The 2,288-nt window shown below is 64.0% G+C and carries 3 protein-coding genes; all 3 read left to right on the forward strand.

All coding sequences use genetic code 11. From position 1 onward, the window contains the following. The coding region (locus tag ACZ4TV_RS33380) for a hypothetical protein (protein ID WP_468139019.1) at positions 1-255 on the forward strand (255 nt) is incomplete at its 5' end. A gap of 97 nt (positions 256-352) precedes the next feature. Then, on the forward strand, positions 353-1,066 hold the full coding sequence (locus ACZ4TV_RS33385; protein WP_468139021.1) for a hypothetical protein: 714 nt from the start codon (positions 353-355) through the stop codon (positions 1,064-1,066). Between the two features lie 76 nt (positions 1,067-1,142). Further along, positions 1,143-1,574, forward strand: coding sequence for a hypothetical protein (locus ACZ4TV_RS33390; RefSeq protein ID WP_468139023.1), 432 nt, complete (start codon positions 1,143-1,145; stop codon positions 1,572-1,574). The last annotated feature ends 714 nt before the right edge of the window (positions 1,575-2,288 follow it).

The following is a 2,288-nucleotide window of genomic DNA, read 5'->3' on the forward strand; positions in this document are numbered from 1 at the left end:
TGGGAACGACGCGACGACATCCACGAACCTTCCTCGGCCTCGCCACCTGCCTCATCACCCACCGCCACGTCCAACGCCTTTGTCAGGACCTCTTACACCGCCCTCGGCGCCCTCACCAGCCTGCTCACCGCACTCACCCAGTCCATCCCCCAGACCGGCAGCCAGCTCGCCTGCCTCAAGCACACCCACACCCTCACCACCGACGACACCAGCGACCCCGAACAGCGCGTCGACTCCGTCCACTGGTGGACCTGATTCCACTCCCGTCCCAGCCTGTGGGACCTCCTTGGTGATTCCCAACTCGGTCAGTATGTTGACGAGTTCATCCCATCTGACCAGAATTTCAGGAGACGTGTTGAAGACCCGAAAGATCGCCATACCCTTCGCCGCCGCGCTGCTCGTGCTCGCCGGAGCCCAGGTCGCCAGTGCCGACACCGTCGACCCCGCCGCAGAGCAGGCCAAGGAGCAGGCCGACCGGGCCGGTACCAAGAAGACCGGTGACATCTTCGCCACGTACAAGGGTAAGAAGATCAACCTGACCAAGAACGGCTGGGGCACCGCCAAAAACTGCGCCGAATACCCCGACCTCACGGTCAAGTGCTTCGACACCGAAGACGAGGAGAAGGCCGCCACCAACTCCTACAAGAAGGCCAAGAAGGGGACCAAGTACGCGATCCCCGAGGCGCCCGAAGGCAGATCCGACCTGACGATGAAGAAGGGCGCACCGAACAAGTCCGGCTCGATGGCCATCGCGGTCGACGGTGACGGCACCGCCTACACCCCGTTCGGTTCCACCCGCATCTGGGCCGACATCTGGTACTACGGCCGCCAGCTCACCTTCTACAGCGACGGCTCGAAGAACCTGGGCGACTACTCCTTCCGCGACCAGGCGTCGTCCACCTGCAACAACGACGAGACCGGCGGCATGTCACTCTACGACTGGCGCACCGGGATGCCGGACCCGTCCATCATCACCGGACTGGGCGGATGCCTCGGAAACCTGCACAGCTACAGCTACCCGACCGGCGGGAACTGGGGCGACAAGGCCGACGAACTGACCATGTAACACCCCACTGTCACCCGAGCCCCCGCACTGACTACCGTGTGGGGGCTCTCCCATTCCTGCACCCGAGGAGCCCGCCTTGATCACACGCCGTCTGCTGCTGACCGCATCCCTCCTTGCACTGGCCGGATGCTCACTGGAGCAGCATCCGAAGGGAGACCTCGCCGTACCCGACCGTCTCACCGCCCAGCCCCACGGGTTCTACCTCCAGGACGAGGCCAGGGACGGCGAACTCTTCAAGACATGGGCAGCCTCCGAAAACAACTCGGACTGGTCCGTCGTGAGCCACGTGAAGGCGGTGCAGCGCGTGGTGGAGGGAGACGCGGTGTACGCCTACATCCACACGGACCTGAACCCGAAGAAGGACGACCCCGACATGCAGGCCCAGGCGATCGGAGAGGCGTATGCACAGTGGCCTCAGCGTGCCACGGACGCGGTCCGGATCGGTGTCTTCGACGCACAGGGCAAGCGCATGGGAAGGGCCATGATGGTGGAGCCTCAGCGAAGCTGACGACATCACCGGTATGACAGAGCCCGAATACGAAGACATTCGTGGGCATCTGCGACGCTATCCGCACGAAGCGACGCAGCGTACTGGTGGACGGAGGAGCAGTACTCGCAGCAGGAGTGGGCACCATCGCCCTGCGGGGAGGCGGCAACCACGCACCCTCCGACCGCGTCAAGGACGTAGCCCCGCGACATCGCCCGCACCGACGAAAACGGGAAGGTGCTGACCAGCGACTACATCGCCATGCTCACCGCCGACTCCGATAGCGTGCGGTGCTGGAGGAGGTGGTTGCCGACCACGGTGAAGCGACTCGTGTGCGACGAGTTGACGTGGATGACACCGGATCGGGGGGTCCCGGGCTGAACTCGGGAGGCGCGCGAGGGCGCGCTAAGGTGCTGGGGAGCCATAAGGAAGGTTGCTGCTTCCTCCTTGGTCAGGCCCTCGACCGGGATTGCAGTCCCGCCGGGGGCCGTCTCATGTCTGCTGTTGTCAGGCCGAGCATATGCCCTGCAACCAGTCCGAAATCCAGTCCAGTTGGCGCGATTCACCCGACCGAGGGACGCGAACCGGTGGGGTTGGGTTGGTTGGTTTATTCTCCCGGTTTTTTGACTCCTTATGCGTCTAAGAGGTCCTGACAAAGGCGTTGGACGTGGCGGTGGGTGATGAGGCAGGTGGCGAGGCCGAGGAAGGTTCGTGGATGTCGTCGCGTCGTTCCCA

The organism is Streptomyces sp. NPDC028910, assembly GCF_055564955.1.